This window comes from Streptomyces sp. NPDC031554 (genome assembly GCF_055580685.1).
In genome coordinates this window covers 743,031-761,598 of sequence record NZ_JBVIKX010000001.1, presented here as the reverse complement: position 1 = coordinate 761,598, position 18,568 = coordinate 743,031, and the positions used below count along the sequence as shown (strand labels likewise).

Genomic DNA, 18,568 nt, shown 5'->3' with positions numbered 1-18,568 from the left:
GCGGTGCTTCCGCGGTGCGGTGCTCCGCGGTGCGGTGCTGTGTGCGTGCTGTGCACGGGTGCGGGGTGCCGCTCATCGTCGGGGTATGTCATGGTCAGGTCAAGGGTGGCCGAGGAGTCGAATGGCCGGAATCGTACGGAACGGCGCTGCCCGTAAGGGGATTGCCGCGCCGTCGGCGGTCGCGCAGTGTACGCGTGACCGGCCCCGGAGTGGCGGGCCCCGGCGAAATGCACTCACGGGTGTGATCCGCGTGTGCGGACGCGTACGGTCCGGGGAAGGCTGGGGGCCCGCGCACGCGAAGGAGTCCGGACCTCCGGCTCCTTCGAGGAACCCGCCCCGGAGGACTGGCTGATCATGGGTGGACCGGCGCCAGGACCCGACGGCCGGCTGCCGGTGGAGACGACCAGCTTCGTCGACCGACGCGGCGAACTGACCGAAGGCAGGGAACTGCTGGCCCGCGCCCGACTGGTGACCCTGACCGGCCCGGGCGGCGTCGGCAAGTCCCGGCTGGCCGCGCGGATCGCGTCGCGCGTCGCCCGCGCCTTCCCCGACGGCGTGCGCTTCGTGCCCCTCTCCGGCCTGTACGACCCCGCCCTCGTGCCGCTCGCCGTCGCCGGCGCGCTCGGCCTGCACGACTACTCCGGCCGCCCCGCGCTGGACACCCTCGCGGAACGCCTGCGGGACCGGCGGGTGCTGCTCGTCGTCGACAACTGCGAGCACCTGCTGCCCGCCTGCGCCGCACTCGCCGGCGCGCTGCTGCACGGCACCACCGGCGTCCGGATCCTCGCCACCAGCCGCCACCGGTTCGGCCTCACCGAGGAACACCTGATGGACGTACGGCCGTTGCCCGTCCCCGACCCGGACGGCGACCTCTCCGCCGTCGACGGCTACCCGGCCCTCGCGCTCTTCGCCGACCGGGCCGCGGCCGTCGTCCCGGGCTTCCGCCTCACCGCCGCGAACCGGGCGTCCGTGGCCCGCCTCTGCCGCCGCCTCGACGGTCTCCCGCTCGCCATCGAGCTCGCCGCCGTCCGGATGCGCCTCCTCGACGTCGACCAGCTCCTGGACCGCCTCGACGACCGCTACCGCCTCCTCACCGCGGGCAGCCCCGCGGTGGCCCCCCGCCACCAGACCCTGCGCGCGGCGGTCGCCTGGTCCCACGAACTGTGCGGAACGCTGGAACGGCGGGTCTGGGCCCGCCTCTCCGTCCTCCCGGGATTCTTCGACCTGGAGACGGCGGAGGCGGTGTGCGCGGACGGACGCGGCGCGGGCGGGGAGGGGGAGACGGTGCGCGCGGGCGGGGGCACCCGCCTTCCGGACCGGCCGGCCGGGAGCGCGGAGACCGGGGGACCCCGAGCCGGAGGAGCGGGAGCCGGGGCGCCGGGAGCCGGGACACCGGGGGAGGAGCCCCCGGAGCCGGGCCGGGACGGGGCGCCGGGGGCGGAACGACCCCCGCCCCTGCGGCCGCGGGAGGTCCTCGACGCCGTCGCCGGCCTGGTCGACAAGTCCGTCCTGTGCCGCGAGACCGGCCCCGGGGGCGGCGTCGGGTACCGCCTCCTCGACACCCTCCGCGAGTACGGCCTGGAGCGCCTGCGTGAGCACTCCGGCGAGGAGCACGCCGCCCGCACCCGCCTCCGCGACTGGATGCAGCGGCGGGCGGCGGCCTGCGAGCGCGACTGGTTCGGTCCGGACCAGCCCGCCATCGTCAGCCGGCTCCGCGCCGACCGGGACAGCCTCCGCGCCGCCCTGGACTTCAGCCTCTCCACCCCCGGCGAAGCCCTCGCGGGCCTGCGCCTGGCCGGCACCCTGTGGTTCCACTGGCACGCCTGCGGAGCCCCCCGCGAGGGCCGCTACTGGCTCGACCGCGCCCTGGCCGCCCACGCGGAACCCACCCCCGAACGCGCCCGGGCCCTCTGGGCGTCGGCCCTCCTCGCGGGCTGCCCCGAGGACCTCACCCGCGGCCGCCGCCGCGCGGAACAGGCCCGCGACCTGGCGCACCGCCTCGGCGACGCGGCGGAGGCGGCCCACGCCGACTACGTCATCGGCGTCATCCGCCTCTTCGGCGACGACCTCGAAGGCGCCCTGGAGCACTTCCGGACCGGCGTCGACCGCGGCCGTGTCCCCGGCCAGCACCTCAGCCTCGTCGGCCTCGACCACGTCGAACTCGCCTGCGCCCTGGGCTTCCTGGGCCGTGCGGACGAGGCCGTCGCCGTCTGCGAGGAGACCCGGAGGCTGTGCGTCGGACACGGCGAACGCTGGGTGCTGTCGTACGTGGAGCGCATGCTGGCCCTCGCGCACAGCGTGCGCGGCGACTGGGAGCGGGCGGAGCGGCACGGCCGCGAGGCGCTGCGCCTCAAGCTCGCGGTGCACGACGTGGTCGGCATGGGCCTCACCCTCGACCTGCTCGCCCGCATCGCCGCCGAACGCGGCACCCCGGACACCGCGAGCGGCACCACCGGCCCCCCGCACGGGGCTCCCGATCCGGCCCCCCTCCCGCGCGCCGCCGCCGAGCCCGTCCCCCTCCCGCGCGCCGCCCGGCAGCGCAGTGCCCACGAACGCGCCGCCCAGGAACGCACGGCCCTCCTGCTCGGCGCCGCCGACCGGGTCTGGGCGGACGTCGACCCCAGCCGCTGGGGCTCCGCGGCCCTGAACGCGACCCGTCGCGCCGCCGAGGAACGCGCCCGGCGGGCCCTGGGCCGTGCCGCCTTCGGCCGCGCGTACGACCGCGGCGCCGCCCTCGCCCTCGCGGACGTCGTCCGCCACGCCCTCGACGAGCGCGCCCCGGCGGTCCGGCGCGGCCCGGCGCCCCCACCGTCCGGCGCCGCCCGCGCCACCGGACCGTTCCCGCACGAACCGGTTCCGCACGAGCCGTTCCCGCACGGCCCGGCCGCCGGCCCCGCCCCGCACGGCGGTCCGCCGGTCCCCGCGCACCCTCCGCACGCCCCGCGCACCGCCCCCGCTCCGGGCGTCCCCCGCACCCCGCCCACCGGCCCGCCACCCCCGCCCCGCGCACCCGTCGTCGAGGCCGCGCCGGCCGCCGTCCGTCTCACCCGCCGCGAGACGCAGGTGGCCGAACTGGTCGCCCAGGGCCTCGCCAACCAGCAGATCGCCGACCGCCTGGTGATCGCCCGCCGCACGGCCGAGGGCCATGTGGAGCGCATCCTCGGCAAGCTCGGCTTCAGCAACCGCAGTCAGATCGCCGCCTGGGTGACGGCCCAGCGCTGAGTCCGCGTCACACCGTGCGGCAGCCCGCACGGCACGGACCCGCACCGCACAGAGAGGACCCCCGATGACCGTCCGCAGCACCGCCCGGGACCGGAGGGCGTTCGAGCACCGGATGACCTGCCCCGGCACGGACGAGGCCTTCCTCGCCGCCGCGCTCCCCTTCCTGGCCGAGGGCCTCGCCGCCCCCGACGAGCCCCCGCCGGTGGCCATCGCCGCCCCCGCCAGACTGGACGCCCTGCGCGACGCCCTCGGCGCCCGCGCCGGGGAGGTCACCCTCGTCCCCCACACCGACTGGTACACCGGCTCCGCGGCCAACGCCGTCGCCCGCGCCGCCGGTCACCTCGCCGCGCACGCCGGCCCGGACGGCCGCGTCCACCTCCTCATGGAGCCGGTGTGGGACGGCGGGGCCGGGCGCTCCGCGCGCGAGAGCGCCGAGTGGATCCGCTACGAGGCCCTCGCCAACCTCCTCTTCGCCCCCACCTCCGCCACCGCCCTGTGCGTCTACGACACCCGCACCGTCGCCCCCGCCCACGTCACGGCCGCCCGCCGGGCCCACCCCGGCAGCGGCACGTACGAGGACCCGCTCCGGCTGGCCGCCGAACTGGACGCCGTACCCCTGCCCCGCCCGCCCGCCGACGCCCGGCGTCTCGCGGCGCCCACCGCCGGGGCGGTCCGCTCCTGGGCCGCCGGCCGGGGCCTCGCCCCCGCCGACGCGGACCTCTTCACGACGGCCGTCCTGGAGGCGGCCTCCGTCGCCCCCGTCACCGCCGCCCTCCTGTGGGGCGAAGCCCCCGCCTGCGTCTGCGAACTGCGCCTCTCCCGGCGCCTGGACGACCCCCTGGCCGGCTTCGTCCCCCCGCCCCCGGCCGCCCCGGCGGCCGGCCCGGGCCTGTGGTTCACCCGCCAGGTCTGCGCGTACGTCGACGTCCGCCCGTCCGCCGACGGCACGGTCCTGCGCCTCCAGTACGGCTGACACGGTGCACGATCGATGCGTTTCACCGTTCATCCACAGGTATGCGCGGGTATCCGGAGGTATCCACGGGTATCAACAGGTACGGAATCGCGTAGTCCTCCCCGTGTACGGGCCGTCGGGGAAGGTCATGCTGAGGCCATGCTGCAACTCTTCGGGGGGCGCCTTCCCGACCCCGACCCGTCGCCGTACGGCGCCTGCCCCCAGCCGCCCCTGGGCGCGGGCCACTGGAGTGCCGTGTACGACCCCCGGCCGTCCGCCGTCGGCGAGGCGCGCGCGCAGGTGCGCCGGCAACTGGAGGGGTGGGGCCTGGGCGAGCCCGACGACCTGACGGACACCGCCGTCCTGCTCGTCAGCGAACTCGCCACCAACGCCCTGCTGCACTCCGCGAGCCACTACCGGCTCACGCTGTCCGCGGCGCACGGCGTCCTGCGCTGCGAGGTGACCGACACCGGCCGCCGCACCCCGCAGGTCCTGCGGGCGGGCTCCGCGGAGAGCGGCCGGGGGATGTTCCTGGTGGAGGCGCTCGCCCGGCGCTGGGGCTGCCACCAGGACGGGCCGGTCAAGACGGTCTGGTTCGAACTCGGCACGTGCGCGTGCGACTGACGCGCCGTCGGGCCGCCTCCCTCCCCGTGCCCCGTCCCGTCCCGGGCGGACGGACGCCACCGCACCCGCGCACGCCCCCTTGCCGGGCCGATCCGCTTCGGCTTTCTTGAAGGGCATGGCGGACACCACGGGAAACCCCACCGACACCGGGGCATCATCCGGCAGCCACCACCCCACACCCCGCACGTCCAGTTGGCGCCACCTCGGTCCCGGCATCGTCGTCGCCGCGACCGGTGTCGGCGCCGGCGACCTGGTCGCCACCCTCATCGCCGGCAGCAACTTCGGCTACACCCTGCTCTGGGCGGCGGTGCTGGGCTGCCTGGTCAAGATCTCCCTCGCGGAGGCGGCCGGCCGCTGGCACCTCGCCACCGGCCGCACCCTGTTCGACGGCTGGGCGAGCCTCGGCCGCTGGACGACGTGGTTCTTCCTCGTCTACGTCGTCGTCTGGGGCTTCGTCTACGGCGCGGCGGCGATGTCGTCCAGCGCGCTGCCCCTGCAGGCCCTGTTCCCCGGCGTGATGGACCTGGAGTGGTGGGCCATCGCCTGCGGACTGGTGGGCCTGGTGTTCGTCTGGTTCAACCAGTACGCGGTGTTCGAGAAGGTCATGACGGTCCTGGTGGGCGTCATGTTCGTGGTGACCGTCTACCTCGCGGTCCGCGTGACGCCGAACGTCCCGGACGCCCTGGCGGGCCTGCTGCCCGTGCTGCCCGACGAGAAGGACTCCGTCCTCAACACCCTCGGCCTGATCGGCGGCGTCGGCGGCACCATCACCCTCGCGGCCTACGGGTACTGGGTCAACGCCAAGGGCTGGACCGACACCGGCTGGATGAAGGTGATGCGGTTCGACAACCGCGTCGCCTACCTCACCACCGGCGTCTTCGTGGTCGCGATGCTGTTCGTCGGCGCCGAGCTGCTGCACTCCGCGAACGTGGCCATCGCCGGCGGCGACAAGGGACTCGTGCAGCTCGGCGACATCCTGGAGGCGGAGTACGGCTCGGCCACCGCCACGTTCTTCCTCATCGGCTTCTTCGCCACCTCCTTCACCTCCCTGATCGGCGTCTGGCACGGCGTGAGCCTGATGTTCGCCGACTTCGTCGCCCACCACCGGGACGGCGCGCGGACCACGGGCGCCGAGGTCGCCTCCGGCCGCCGGGAGCGCTCCGGGCCGTTCCGCCTGTACCTGCTGTGGCTGACCTTCCCGCCGATGGTCCTGCTCTTCCAGGGCCAGCCCTTCCGCCTGGTCGTCCTGTACGGCGTGCTGGGCGCGGCCTTCCTGCCCTTCCTCGCGCTGACCCTGATCCGGCTGCTCAACTCGGCCCGCACGCCCGCCGAGTGGCGCAACGGCCGGCTCAGCAACGGGATGCTCGCGGTGGCCGGGCTGCTGTTCCTGGTGCTGTGCGTGAAGCAGATCGCGGACCAGCCGTGGTCGGAGTTCTTCTGAGCCGTGCGGCCCCGGCGGACGACGCCCGCCGGGGCCGCACGGCCGTGGCCGGCACCGGCCGCGGACGACGCGGCCGGTGCCGGGCTCAGGCGCCGAGCACCTCCCACTGCGGGCTGAGCGCGATCTTCCGCAACTGGGCGACGGTGAGCGCCGGTTCGGGGCGCGTGGCGGCCGTCGTCTGGCTGCCCGCGTTGAAGGCGCTGATCACCACGCGCCTGCCGTCCGCGCGCATCGTGTCCACGGTCCACATCACGACGCCCTCGCCGCCCTTCTCGCCCGGCCCCTGCCGCGTCGCGACCCGGGTGCCGTCGGAAAGGGTCTCGGCGCCGGAGCCGTACAGCTCGCCCGCGGCGTCGGACATGCCGCGCTGCATGTTGACCTGGACGTAGCTCCTGCCCTTGCCGTCGTCCAGGACGGCGTAGGCGAACTCGGTCTCGTCGTGGTCGCTGGAGACGACCTGCACGCCGTCGGGCAGCGAGCTGGTGAGGACGGCGAGGATCCGCCGCCCTGCGAGCCCCGACGTGTCCGCGGCGGAGCCCGACGCCGTCGGCGCCGCGGCCGGCTCCGGGAGGGCGTCGGCGACCCTGCGCCACTCCTTCGCCGCGACCAGCGACTTCAACTGCGCCATGGTCAGCGGGGGTTCGGGCCGGGATACGGGCTCGCCCTTCTCGGCGGCGGCGTTCCACTCGCTCACGCTCACCCGCTGCCCGGCCGGAGTGACCAGGTCGGCGCTCCACGCCTTGGTGTCCTCGCGGCGGTCCGGGTACTCGTACCCCTGCGTCAGGGTCACCACGGACCCGTCGGGCAGGGTCTGCGTCACGCAGCTGTCCGCTTCCGAACCGGGCAGCTCCAGCTCGGGGCAGGGCGCCACCTCGCTCGCCGGATCGAAGGTCCCGCCCGCGCCGCGTACCCGGTCCACGGCCAGCGAGACCGACCCCGCGCCCTCGCCGTCGTCGAACACCACCTGCGCGAGCGGCGGCAGCCCCTGCGGATCGTCCGTCCCGCGCGCCGCCCCGGGGGTCACCTTCCCCTCGGGGAGCAGCTTCGTGAGCGTACGGACCATGTCGTCCGCGGAGACGGGGGGTGCGGCCGGGCTCGCGGCGGTGGCGGCGGCCGTCGGCGTGCCCGCCCCGGTCGCGGCGACCGAGCCGTTCCGCGGGCCGTCGTCCGCGCCGGAGGGTACGAGCAGCGCCCCGCCCACCCCCACGAGGGCGAGGCCTGCCGCACCCCCCGCGAGGGCGGCCCGCCGCCGCAGGCGCAGCCGGCGCCCGCGCACCTCGCCGGCCGCGGCGAGCGCGGCACGGTCGGTGTCGAAGGCGCCGCCGGCCTGGTGCAGGGCGGCGGAGAGCCGGTCCTCGAAGGGATCGTGGGTCTGGTCGACGGGCATGTCGCACCACCGTTTCCGGGGGTCGGAGTGGTCGAAGGACGTCGTGGGGGTGGTCGGGCCCGCCCGGGGACGGACACGCGTGTACGAGCACGAGCACGCGGGCGTACCCGTACGGGTGGGACGGGGTCGCTCAGGGACGGGCGTACTCGCCGATGTCCTCGCCCAGCAGCTCCCGCAGCCGGCCGAGGGCCCGCACGCACCGCGTCCGTACGGCGGCGGAGCTGGCGTTCATCGCCCGGGCCGTCTCCTCCACGGACCGGTCCTCCCAGTACCGCAGGACGAGGACGGCCCGGTCCTTCGCGGGCAGCCGGCCGAGGGCCTCCACCAGCGTGAGCCGCAGGGGCACGTCGGCCCCCGCGCCCGCCCGCTCCGGAAGGACGTCCACGGCCCGCTCACCGCTGCTGCGCCGCCGGCGGTGGGCGAGGAAGGTGCGGGTGAGGACGGTCTGCGCGTACCCGGCGGGGTTGTCGGCCCGGGAGACCCGCCCCCAGCGGACGTACAGCCTGCCGAGGGTCTCCTGCACGAGATCCTCGGCGAGGTGCGTGTCCCCGGCGGTGAGCAGACACGCGGACCGGTACAGATGCCCGGTCCGTGCCGCCGCGAACTCGGCGTACCCGTCCGCGCGGACCTGTCTCATGCGTGTTCCCCCGTCCGGGTGTCCCCGTCTGTCCCCGTGTGCTGCCCTCACCTCACTGATGCGGTGGGCCCGCGGAAATGTTTCACGGCCACCGGGGGATTCTCACCCGTCCGCCGCCCCCGGGCCGTGCGCGGGCGCGGGACCGGGCCCCCTGGGGGAGACTGGGGCCATGGCCGACCACCACGTTCCGGGCGCGCCGTCGCGGCGGTTCGGCCAGGGGCCGCGGAGTGTGGCGCAGGCCCGTAGGTTCGTGCGGTCCGTCCTGCCCGACGCCCTCGCGCCGGACCAGGCGGACACCGTCGAGCTGCTGGTCAGCGAGCTGGTGACCAACGCCCTGCTGCACGCCCGCACCGAGGTCGAGGTCGAGGTCCGGGCGGCCGGCGACACGGTGCGCGTGGGGGTGAGCGACCGGCGGCCGGACCGCGGGCCGGTGCCGTACGCCTACCCCGCGTACGCCGGCACCGGGCAGGGCCTGGCCCTCGTCGGGCGGCTGGCGTCCCGGCACGGCGTCGACACCGGTGAGGAGACCAAGACGGTGTGGTTCGAGCTGGGGCCCGGCACGACGCCCGGGGGGACGGCGGCGCGGCCGGACGGACGGGGGACCCCGGCCCCGCCGACGGGCACCGGGGCCGACGGGGCCGACGGGGCCGAGGGGCCCGGCGCGGGTGCGAGCGGTCCCGGCGCGGTGCCCGGCGCGAGCGGCCCCGGCGCGACCGTGACGCTCGTCGACGTGCCCGGGGCGCTGTACTCCGCCTCCCAGCAGCACCGTCACACGCTGCTCCGCGAGGTCGTCCTGGCCCTGGCCGCCGGACACGACCTGGGCGTCGCACCGGCGGAACTCGCCGCCGCCCAGGACATGAACCACCTGATCAGCACGAGCGTGACGGCCGCGCTGCGGCACCAGGCCGGCGGAGCGGAGATCCGGTCCCTGCCCCTGGCGGTGCCGGCGGACGCCGGCCCCGCGGCGCGGGCGCTGCGCGTGGTGCTCGGCCTGGCCGAGGAGGCGGCCCGCGACGAACGGTTCCTCACCCTGCCGGCGCTCCCGCGCAGCCGCGTCTTCCATCAGTGGCTGTTCGACCAGATCGTCGGCCAGCTCGCCGGCGGGTCCCCCACCGCGTGGACGCTGGTGCCCCGGGAGCCGGGCTCCAGCCCGTCGGAGCTGGTGTCCTGGCACGCCGGCCAGGTGCACGCCGGCCGGGTCCCGACGATCGCCGCCGACGAGCGGAACAGGATCATCGCGGTGAACGGACCCGCGGCCGACCTGCTCGGCTGGCGCGCGGACGACCTCGTCGGGCGGCCCCTCGTCACGCTCATCCCGGAACACCTGCGCGAACGCCACCTCACGGCCTTCAGGTCCCTGCTGCTCAGCGGGCGGCCCCGGATCCTGGGCCGCTCGATACCGCTCCCCGCGCTGCACCGCGACGGCCGGCTGATCCCCGTCCGGCTGTTCGTCCAGACCCAGGAGATGCCGGACGGCCGCACCGTGTTCGTCGCCCAGCTCACCCCCCGGGAGGCCGCGCCGGTCCCGCCGTCCCGCCCGCCCGGCCGCGCCCGCTCCGTGGCGCCCCCGCAGCCCGGCGAACCGGCCCCGTCCGCCCCGCAGGGCGAGGGCGACGGGGCGGGCATGCCGGCGCTGGAGCGGCTCGCGCTGCTGACCGCCACCGGCGCCGTGCTGAACGACGCCGTGGACCTGGACGAGGACGTACGGCATGTCGCCCGGGTCCTCACCGAACGGTTCGCCGACTGGTGCGCGGTGGACCTGTTCACCGCGCGCGCCGCCCACGTGGACCGCGTCTGCGTCGTCCGCCGCAGCCCCGGGACGGCGGGCTCCGAGGAGTACGAGGGCCGGATCCCGCCCGTGTCGCAGGCCGCCCGCGGACCCCTGGCCCGCGCCCTGAGCGGCGCCGGCCCGCTGCTGCTCACCGAGCCGCCGTCGCCGGGCCGGGCCACGAGCCCGCTGGACACCCACTACGCGCAGCTGCTGCGCAGCATGGACACGCGCAGCGCCGTCGTCGCCCCGCTGCGGGCACGCCGCCAGGTCATCGGCGCGCTCACCGTGGCGCGCGGCGGTGACGAACGGCCGTTCACCGAGGAGGACCTGACCCTGATCGACGACCTGGCGCGGACCCTCGCCCTGGGGGTGGACAACGCCCGCCTCCACCAGGAGACGCGCAACATCGCCGAACAGCTCCAGCGCTCCCTGCTGCCCGTGCTGCCGGAGATCGCCCACCTCCGGTTCTCCGCCCGTTACGCGGCCTCCTCCACCACCGCCCAGGTCGGCGGGGACTGGTACGACAGCTTCGTCCTCCCCGGCGGGGACACCGCCCTGGTGATCGGCGACGTCACCGGCCACAACCTCGACGCGGCCATCGCCATGAGCCAGTTGCGCAGCATGCTCCGCGGCATCGCCGTGGACCGGCAGGAGCCCCCCGAGACGGTCCTGCGCCGCCTGGACATGGCGAACCACAGCCTGTACCAGGAGGCCACCGCCACCTGCGTCTACGGGCTCCTCAAAGGCCCCGCGGCCGGCCCCTGGGAGCTGGTGCACTCCTCCGCCGGCCATCTGCCGCCCCTCCTGGTCGGCGAGGACGGCCGCACCCGCTACCTGGAGGACGGCGCCGGAGTCCTCCTCGGAGTGGACCCCGACCTGCCCCGGTCCAGGGGCCGCGACGCGATCCCGGCGCGCTCCACCGTCCTCCTCTACACCGACGGCCTGGTCGAACGGCGCGGCGAGTCCCTCGACGACGGCATGGCCCGTCTCGGCCGGCACGCCGCCCTCCTGGCCCGCGAACCCCTCGACGTGTTCTGCGACGAGCTCCTCATCGGCCTCGGTGCGGACAGCGACGACGACATCGCCCTCCTCGCGGTCCGTCCCGTGCCGCCCTCACGGGCGTCGCGAGGCGCCGCGGCGGATAGGTTTCCGCTGTGACAGACCAGCCTCCGCCGCCCCCGGTCCCGCCGGGCTTCGGCCCGCCCCCGCCGCAGTACGCCCCCTCGACACCGGCACCCCCGCCGCAGTACGCCCCCTCGGCACCGGGGCCCGCGCCCGCGCCGCCGGACGCTCCCGAGTTCCTGGCGGTCGACAAGCACAGCTCGGTCGTCGTCGACGCGTCGGGCGTGGCCTTCGACATGTACGACATCGTCGTCGACTTCTCCTGGCCCGAGATCCGCAGCGTCCACTACAAGGCCCGCCCCGACGGCAAGGCCCTCATGGTCGCGGTGGTCCACGTGGACGGCCGCGTCTACGAGTGCATGGTGATGGCGAAACCCCGCAGCCTGCTGTCGACCTGGTTCGCCCAACTGTCCTGGGTACTCGGCTACTACCGCCCGGCGGGCTGACGCCGGTTCACGACGGGTGACCGGCCTTCCCCACCTTGATGTCGAGGATCATGGTCCGCAACGCGTCCCGGGAGTCGGCGAGGTAGGCCTCCTCGGCCCCGGCCATGGCGATGTAGGCGTTGCCTTCGGGGTCGGTGCCGAGGAGGAAGCACGCCGATCCTTCGGCGCAGAAGGGTTCTTCCCGGGTGATGTCGGGCATGTTCGTCTCCTCGCCGGCTGTTGGCGATCTCCAGGATGAAGTCCCGTGACGCCTCGGGCGAGAGGGCGATGCGCTCCATACCGCAGGGCCGTGGCAATTGATGTTGATCGAACGTGCCCTGAGGAAACCCAGAATGCGGCCGCGTTTAATTCTGGCCTGTTCGAACGCGGCTTTCGCCGGGTGGCGGTCGGCCGTGCGACGTGAATCTATGGCTCGGCCTTCGGGAGTGGGGTTTCCTGGAGCTCATGGATGATCATTTTAAAATCTTCCAGCGCCAGGAGGCAGAAGTCCTGGTCGTTTTTGTTGATCAAGTTGACGGTATCCCTGAAGGCGGGATCTGCCAGTCCTCCGGCTTCATGGAGAATGCGAGTCGGTACGATGATCCAATTTCTTCTGGATCTGTCGAGCGTCCATTTTGCTTGCGTGGGAAGCGACTTCACGGCGGCTTCAATGTGTTGCGCGATTCTCTCCTCGGGGGTTGTGTAGCGCCATCCCATGTAAGGCACCTGAGGGTAGCCGTACCGTGGATTGACCTGTAGGGGCAACTTGAACCATTCGAGTTCCCCGAATCGCCTGAGCGCCTTTACGGCGCTCTCGCTGAGGATTGACATGATGATCCGTTCTCGCGCTACCAGAGAGGGCCCGAATATCCCCCGTTTTGGACGTGAATTTTTTTGTCTGGATTCTCCAGTCGAATGGCGCGTTCGTAATCGCCGTACGTGATTGGATTCGAGCTCATGGCTGGATCGTAGACGTATCTCCCGTCGGTGTATACGTCATGGTACCGGTATTCTTGAACTAGGGATCCTGACTGCTCTGGAATATTGATGGTCGAGCTGTGGGGTGAGGTGAAGTTAATGATTTTACCTTTCCCTCCATTTTCTCTCAAGATGTATTCGGCGATCTCTGAGCAGTCGATATTACCGCCGATGGGGGCGGATCTCATGGCGGTGATCGCCCCTTCGTCGGGCGGGTGGTTCGTATTTGGTTCCCTGAAGTCATAGGTGCCACGGCCGCCCTCACCTCCAGGGTAATCAGGGGCAAGACCGAGGGAGTCCGATTGCAGGTGCGGGTTTTCGACATATTTAGCGGGGTTCGGCGAAGGGGCGATTCCTAGTGGATCTCGGGTGAGGTATCGCCCTGTCCCCGGGTCGTAGTGCCGGAAGTAGTTGTAGTGCAGCCCCGTTTCCGGGTCGTAGTACTGGCCGGGGAAGCGCAACGGCGTGTAGGTGGTGCTGTTCGCGGTCCACGCGGTGGTGCCCCACAGCGTGCTGCGGGACCTCCAGGCGATCTCGCCCCGCTCGTCGACGAGTTCGTTCGGCGTGCCGATCAGGTCCGTGACGATGGCGAAGAAACGGGAGTCGATCTCCTGCTGTGGGGCGTCGGACGCCAGGAGGCGTTCGGTCTGGGCGATGGGCTGCAGGCCCTTGTGGTCCCAGGTGAGGGTGACGGGGTGGGGCAGGTCCGTGGACGTGGTGGTCTGTTCGCACAGGGTCGTGCCGTCCCAGGTGAACAGCACCCGCTCGACGACCGTCTCGCCGTCCTCCGCCAGCCGCAGCTTCGCCGTGCGGCGGCCCAGCGGGTCGTAGGTGTACCGCCAGCGCGTGCCGTCCGGGGTCGTCACCGACGTCAGGCGGTCCTCGGCGTCCCACGCGTAGCGCCAGGTGTCCGGCTTGCGGGACAGGCGGGTCTTCCGGCGCAGGACGACGCGGCCGAGCGCGTCGTGTTCGTAGCGGACGCGGCCGGCCCGGGTGATGCGGGTGCCCGTGTACTCGCGGTCGCCGGTCGCCTCCCCGCCCGGGTGGGAGGCCGGCCAGGACGCCGACGTCTGGTCGCCCGCCGCGTCGTACGCGTACGTCTCCGTCCAGTCCGCCGCGTGCACCGCCGTCACCCGGCCCGCCGCGTCCAGGTCGAAGCGGCGGGGGCCGGAGAGCCGGTCGTCGACGCCGGTCAGGTTGCCGTCGGCGCGGTAGGTGTAGGTGCGCGACTGGACGGTGTGGCCGTCCGGCCCCGTCACCGACTGGGCCGTCAGGCGGCCGAGTTCGTCGAAGCCGTGCTCCAGGGTGACCGTCCCGCCGATGCGGCGGGCCAGTTCGCGGCCCGCCGCGTCGTACGTGAAGTCGATCGAGCGGCCGGAGGCCGTCATTCCGGTGCGGCGGCCCGCCGCGTCGTACGACCACGTCGTCGTCGCGCCGGTCGGGGTCGTGCGGCCCGTCCGGCGGCCCAGGCCGTCGTGCGCGTACGTCAGGGTCCGGCCGTTCACCGTCTCCGAGCGCAACTGCCCGAAGCGGTCGCGCAGCAGTGCCAGCGTGGTGCCGTCCGGGCCCGTCGCCTGCGCGAGCCGGTCGGTCATGTCGTACGCGTACGTCGTGACCCGGCCGGCCGCGTCCTTGCGGATCACCCGGCCCAGCACGTCGCGCTCGAAGGTCACGACCTCGCCGAGCGCGTTCGTCCGGGACGTCAGACGGTCCGCCTCGTCGTACGTGTACGTCAGCGCGCGGTCGTCGAAGTCCGTCTCCGCGACCAGCCGGCCGGCCGCGTCGTACGCGTACGTCCACGTCAGGCCCTGCGGGTTCGTGACCTTCGTCAGCCGCAGTTCCAGGTCGTGGTCGAACGTGTACCGCACGCCGTCCGGGCCCGTCCGGGCCGTCAGCAGGTCGAAGTGGGTGTACTCGAAGCGGGAGACGCCGCCCGTCGCGTCCGTGTGGCTGGTGCAGTTGCCCTCGCCGTCGTAGGTCCACGTCTCGGTCGTGCCGTCGGCCGCCGTACGGCGGGCCGGGCGGCCCTCGACCGTCCACTCCAGGCGGGTCGTCGAGCCGGTGGGGTCGGTGACGGCGACAGGGCGGCCGAAGGCGTCGCGCTCGTAGCGGGTGACCGCGCCGAGCGGGTCAGTGATCTCCAGCGGGAGACCCGCACGGTCGCACACCACCGTGGTCGTGCGGCCGAGGGGGTCGGTCACCGACGTCAGGTGACCGGCCTCGTCGTGGGCGAAGCGGGTGGTCCGGCCCGCCGGGTCGGTCACCGACGTGCGGTTCCCGCGGTCGTCGTACGTCTGGCGGACGGTCGTGCCGTCCGGGTTCACCACCCTCACCGGCAGCCCGAGGCCGTTGTACTCGGCCCTCGACACGCGCCCGTCGGGACGGGTGAGCGCGAGCAGGTTGCCCGCCTCGTCGTAGTCGAACGTCGTCCGCCGGCCGAGCGGGTCCGTGCGGGAGAGGAGGCGGTGGTGGCGGTCGCGTTGGAAGCGGGTGACCGCGCCCAGCGGGTCGGTCTCGGCGATCACCTGGCAGGCGTCGTCGACGGTGTACCGGCGGGTGTGGCCCTCGGCGGTGGTGGTCGTGGTCACCCGCAGGCCGGTGGCCGGGTCCCGTTCGCCGTACGACAGCCGCAGGCTCATGTGGCCGTGCGAGCCGCCCTCGGCGACGCAGCGGTCCCGGTCGTCGTACGCGTAGGTGTAACCGCGGTCGTTCGTGTCCGTCCAGGAGGTGACGCGGCCTGCCTCGTCGTAGGTGAAGCGCAGGGGCAGGCCGGAGGAGTTGACGACCTCCGTCAGATTGCCGTCGGTGTAGCCGTAGCGCATCAGCACCTGGTCGGCCGCCGACAGGCGCAGGGCCGTGATCCTGCCCGCCTCCGTGGAGATGCGGACGTCGTGACCGGCGCTGGAGACGATGCCCAGCGGCGTGCCCTCGGTGTCGTACTCGAAGGTGAGCCGGTTGCCGTTGCGGTCGTCGATCTGTTCCAGGACCGCCAGGTCGTCGCCGCGGTCGGCGAAGTGCCAGACGCGGCGCGTCCGCGGGTCCGTGACCGTGTAGCCGCCGTCCACGCGGTCCAGCGGCCGGCGCGGGCCGTGCCCCGGGAGGGTCGGCAGGCCGGGCGCGGGGTGCGGGTAGGCCAGCAGCATGCCGTCCTCGGTGACGAGGACGACGCCCTCGGCATCGATCTCCAGGCGCTGGTCGACCGTCGAGGACCAGGACGGCCCGAACCAGCGTCCGAAGCGGTGGCCCGACTCCACGCGCCGCCGGAAGACGAGGGGAAGGGCGCCCGGCAGCGTCACGTCCGTCTGCGGCAGGTACATCTTGCCGGTGGTGAGGTCGACCGGGTCCGTGGGGTCCTTGTCGACCTTGTCCCGGGGATCGGGGCTGTCGTGCTCGGCGGGACGCTCCCGGGCCGCCTCGGCGGCTCCTCTCCCCTCCCGGCGTGCCGCCGAACCGGCGGCCTCCTCCATGCCCGCCTCGACGCCGGCCCGGATGCCGCCGCGGGCCATGCCCAGGCCCTTGGTTCCGATCAGCTCCGGCAGCAGCCGTCCCGTGCCCTCCGACGGGTCCTTCACGAAGCCGTCCCACGCGGCCTTCGCCGTGCGCTCGGGGTGCGAGGCGGCCGAGACGAGACCGGACAGGGTCATGCTGACGTTCTGGAGGTACTGCGCCGGGTGCGTGACGTTGTAGGGATCCATCGGGTTGAGGCCGCGGGCGAAGTTCACCAGGCCGGCCGTGCCCTTGACCACGCCGCCGAGGAGGTGCAGGCGCTCGGTCCGGAGGGCCGCGAACCCGTCGGCGGCGTCGGCCTCGAGGCGGTCGGAGGCCGGCGGTTCGGCCGGGGCGTGGGCCAGGGCGGCGGTGACCGAGGCGGCGGCCGTGCGGCCGGCGTCGTTGCGCTGGCGGCGGGCCTCCGCGAGGATCTCGCGGGCACGCGCGACGTCGGCGGCGCCGGGGTCCTCGAACTTCTCCGGGCGGGGGCCGGGGTCCTCGTTCGCCTTGATCTTGGCGTTGTAGGCGTCGACGCGCTTGTCGTACGTCTCCCTCGCCCGCTCGGAGGCCTTGCGGCCCTGCTCGTACAGGGCGATGGCGCTCCGGGCCCGGCCCTGCGCCCAGGTCACCGTGCCGGCGAAGTCCTCCAGGGCCGCGGCGGCCTTGTCGCAGGCGTCCGCCGCGCGCAGCCACTTGGCGGGGTGCGGGGCGAACTTCTTGCGGAAGGCGTCGGCGGCCTCGCCCCTCCAGTGCGAGGAGTCCAGCTTCCGCATGCCCTCGCCGGTCGTGTCGAAGGCCTTCCGGAAGTCCTTGAGGTGCCCGGCGGCCCCGCGGATGGCGCCCGGGTCTCCGTGGATCAGTTCGTTCGCCTGGTCGGTCTCGCCGAGCTGCTGCTCGCCCGGAGTCGCCCCGAGCTCCGAGGCGAGACCGTCACCGAAGTCCTCGACCTTGTCGGCCCAGCCCTCGGCGCCGACCTTCTCCAGACCCTCCCCGATGAGGTCGGTGCCTTCGTCGATGCCCTCGCCGAGGAACTTCTTGCCCGCGTCGAGACCGTCGTCGAGCTTTTCCAGACCGGAGTCGACCAGCTTGCCGATGTCCATCAGCCGGCGTTCCCGTCCTGCTGGCCCTGCTGGCCCTGCTGGCCCTGCTGGCCCTGCTGGCCCTGCTGGCCCTGCTGCCCCTGCTGCTCCGCGGCCTCGGCCCGCTCCTCCGGCGAGGGACCGAAGGTGTCGTCGAGCCACTGGTCGTACTGCGCGTCGTCCACCCCGAAGGCGCCGTGCAGGTTCTCGGGGTTGAGGTACATCGGCCCCGCCCAGCGCGAGGTCATCACGTCCCGGCCCGCGTCCTTCCAGCCCTGCTCGCTGTTCTTCCACGCCTCCTCGAAGGAAGCCCCGCTGTAGTCCGGATCGCGGTAGGCGTCGATGTTCTTCCGGGCCAGCTCGCCCCAGCCCATCCGCGTGATCTCCTCCTCGGCGGCGTACGGGTCGCCCAGCAGCGAGTTCGCCCCGACCTTCAGCGCGCCCCCGACGTATTCGTCGGTCTCGTGGAGCGTGCCCGCCGCGAGTCCCACGTTCTCCGCGAAGGTGTTCCCCTCGATCACGAGCGAGCGCACACCCCACTCCCAGCGCTCGCAGAACGTCGTGAACGCGGACGTCAGCGACTCGTGCCCCAACTGCAGCCCCGAGAGGGAGAGTCCGGAGAACCCCCGGCCCGCCCCGGCCATGCTGTCGACGCCGATCTCCTTCAACTCGGCCAGCGTCAGGGTGATGCCCCGAGCGACCGAGTCCAGGCCCGCCGCCTTGATGTCCTCGCCCTCGTCACCGCTCATCGCGACTCCTCCCCGTGCGCCGCCGGTAAGTCCACCGCCACCGCGTCCGGCACGATCCCCGCCACGGGCGGGAACAGCACACCGTTCCCCTCGCTCCCCACGTCCAGGGCCACCCCGCACGGCACGCCCGTCGCCCCGACCCCGGCGTCCAGCAACCGGGCCCCCAGCACCCGCCGGTACGGCCACTCGTGCCCGGCGTCACCCCTCGCGATCGCGAACCGCGCGAGCGCCGACTCGTCGGAGAACGCGTACAGCCAGCGGATCCCACCGTGGTCCGCGGCCAGCGGAGCCTCCTCCTCGTCCACCGGAACGAGGACGGCCGCACGGCGGAACGCGCCCAGCAGCGCGCCGGACTCGCGACGGCCGCGGGCGACGTCGTCCGTCTCCGGTAAGGACGCCGCGGGCTCGGGCGACGCCGGGGCGGGCGGGGGCGGTGCTCCGCCGTCCGGGACGGGAAGTTCCTCGACGGTGGCCGAAGGGGGACGTCCGTCCGCCGCGCCCGGTCCGGTCATCTCCGCGTAGTCGTCCAGCACGGACCTGCGGGTATGGCCCTCCGGGCCGTTCCCGCCCCCCTGTTCAGCCATGTCCGGCATCAAAACACCAGCGCATTGCTGACCGCAACGCCGCCTCGCCGTAGGGCGGTTCGGTGCTGCGGTCGGCAGAATCGAGGGCCGGTGGGCTGCCGGGGCCCT

Annotated in this window: 13 protein-coding genes; 6 read left to right on the top strand and 7 right to left on the bottom strand. The window is 73.9% G+C overall.

Features of this window, described 5'->3' with window-relative positions; translation table 11 throughout:
* The first annotated feature begins 354 nt into the window (after positions 1 to 354).
* The 4 genes from ACZ5FU_RS03305 (at position 355) to ACZ5FU_RS03290 (ending at position 6,239) form a co-directional block, all read left to right on the top strand.
* Entirely contained in the window at positions 355 to 3,222 is a 2,868-nt protein-coding gene (locus ACZ5FU_RS03305; RefSeq protein WP_469044338.1) for a LuxR C-terminal-related transcriptional regulator, read from the top strand.
* Positions 3,223 to 3,286: 64 nt separating this feature from the next.
* Positions 3,287 to 4,195 carry an anti-sigma factor RsbA family regulatory protein gene (locus ACZ5FU_RS03300; RefSeq protein ID WP_451525320.1) on the top strand — a complete coding sequence of 303 codons (909 nt, stop codon included), beginning with the start codon at positions 3,287 to 3,289 and terminating at the stop codon, positions 4,193 to 4,195.
* A 138-nt stretch (positions 4,196 to 4,333) separates the two neighbouring features.
* Positions 4,334 to 4,798, top strand: a complete 465-nt coding sequence (locus ACZ5FU_RS03295; protein ID WP_451525321.1) for an ATP-binding protein — start codon at positions 4,334 to 4,336, stop codon at positions 4,796 to 4,798.
* Between the two features lie 115 nt (positions 4,799 to 4,913).
* A complete protein-coding gene (locus tag ACZ5FU_RS03290; protein WP_468833534.1) occupies positions 4,914 to 6,239 on the top strand; it encodes an Nramp family divalent metal transporter in 1,326 nt (441 codons plus the stop codon).
* Between the two features lie 85 nt (positions 6,240 to 6,324).
* Here the strand turns inward: ACZ5FU_RS03290 and ACZ5FU_RS03285 are convergent, their stop codons facing one another.
* Both ACZ5FU_RS03285 and ACZ5FU_RS03280 read right to left on the bottom strand, forming a co-directional pair.
* Positions 6,325 to 7,626, bottom strand: coding sequence for a hypothetical protein (locus ACZ5FU_RS03285; RefSeq protein WP_469044336.1), 1,302 nt, complete (start codon positions 7,624 to 7,626; stop codon positions 6,325 to 6,327).
* 130 nt (positions 7,627 to 7,756) lie between these two features.
* The gene (locus tag ACZ5FU_RS03280) at positions 7,757 to 8,263 is read right to left on the bottom strand and encodes a SigE family RNA polymerase sigma factor (RefSeq protein WP_398098879.1); all 507 of its coding nucleotides are present in this window, start codon (positions 8,261 to 8,263) and stop codon (positions 7,757 to 7,759) included.
* 169 nt (positions 8,264 to 8,432) lie between these two features.
* On the opposite strand from ACZ5FU_RS03280, the gene ACZ5FU_RS03275 reads away from it, so the two are divergent.
* Positions 8,433 to 11,192, top strand: a complete 2,760-nt coding sequence (locus tag ACZ5FU_RS03275; protein ID WP_469044334.1) for a SpoIIE family protein phosphatase — start codon at positions 8,433 to 8,435, stop codon at positions 11,190 to 11,192.
* Positions 11,189 to 11,602: a hypothetical protein gene (locus ACZ5FU_RS03270; protein ID WP_469044332.1), complete on the top strand. Its 414-nt coding sequence runs from the start codon at positions 11,189 to 11,191 to the stop codon at positions 11,600 to 11,602. Before ACZ5FU_RS03275 ends, ACZ5FU_RS03270 begins: the two co-directional genes overlap by 4 nt.
* A gap of 7 nt (positions 11,603 to 11,609) precedes the next feature.
* Here ACZ5FU_RS03270 and ACZ5FU_RS03265 read toward each other — a convergent pair whose 3' ends face one another.
* The 5 genes from ACZ5FU_RS03265 to ACZ5FU_RS03245 all read right to left on the bottom strand — a co-directional run bounded on the left by ACZ5FU_RS03265 (position 11,610) and on the right by ACZ5FU_RS03245 (position 18,460).
* Positions 11,610 to 11,801: a hypothetical protein gene (locus ACZ5FU_RS03265; RefSeq protein ID WP_469044330.1), complete on the bottom strand. Its 192-nt coding sequence runs from the start codon at positions 11,799 to 11,801 to the stop codon at positions 11,610 to 11,612.
* 206 nt (positions 11,802 to 12,007) lie between these two features.
* Positions 12,008 to 12,412 (bottom strand): hypothetical protein, encoded by a 405-nt coding sequence (locus tag ACZ5FU_RS03260; RefSeq protein WP_469044328.1) that lies wholly within the window; start codon positions 12,410 to 12,412, stop codon positions 12,008 to 12,010.
* A gap of 17 nt (positions 12,413 to 12,429) precedes the next feature.
* Complete coding sequence (locus tag ACZ5FU_RS03255) at positions 12,430 to 17,148, bottom strand: putative T7SS-secreted protein (RefSeq protein WP_469044327.1); 4,719 nt, start codon at positions 17,146 to 17,148, stop codon at positions 12,430 to 12,432.
* Positions 17,148 to 17,876 carry a hypothetical protein gene (locus ACZ5FU_RS03250; protein ID WP_468833523.1) on the bottom strand — a complete coding sequence of 243 codons (729 nt, stop codon included), beginning with the start codon at positions 17,874 to 17,876 and terminating at the stop codon, positions 17,148 to 17,150. The genes ACZ5FU_RS03255 and ACZ5FU_RS03250 overlap by 1 nt, the downstream gene beginning before the upstream one ends.
* The gene (locus ACZ5FU_RS03245; protein ID WP_468643005.1) at positions 17,873 to 18,460 is read right to left on the bottom strand and encodes a hypothetical protein; all 588 of its coding nucleotides are present in this window, start codon (positions 18,458 to 18,460) and stop codon (positions 17,873 to 17,875) included. Before ACZ5FU_RS03245 ends, ACZ5FU_RS03250 begins: the two co-directional genes overlap by 4 nt.
* Between the last annotated feature and the right edge of the window lie 108 nt (positions 18,461 to 18,568).